Raw genomic sequence first — 242 nt, 5'->3', positions numbered from 1 at the left:
CGCCAGATCGTCCAGATCCTTGCGGGCCGACGCGTAATGCCTGCGCGCGTTGTCGATGAAACCGCGATCTGTTTTGCGTTGCAGCCTTGGCAGCGTCGCGGCGACGGTCTCTTTCACCGTGCCCACGAGCCCGAGCGCGAGCGGCCCACGGCGGCCGAGCCGTGAGCCTTTCCCGTCCCCCTGAATGATTTTCGCGTGGGCGGGATAGAAAGGACGGTAGGGAAAGTCGCAGCCGAGTAGCA

Annotated in this window: 1 pseudogene; it reads right to left on the bottom strand. The window is 64.9% G+C overall.

Annotated elements, in window-relative coordinates:
* Positions 1-242: pseudogene (locus SB822_RS60255) on the bottom strand (ubiquinone-dependent pyruvate dehydrogenase); the annotation flags it as partial.

It is taken from the genome of Paraburkholderia sp. SIMBA_054 (genome assembly GCF_046534875.1).
GTDB classification, from domain to species: domain Bacteria; phylum Pseudomonadota; class Gammaproteobacteria; order Burkholderiales; family Burkholderiaceae; genus Paraburkholderia; species Paraburkholderia hospita.
The sequence above is the reverse complement of the archived record's forward strand: the minus strand, read 5'-3'. Positions and strand labels throughout refer to the sequence as shown.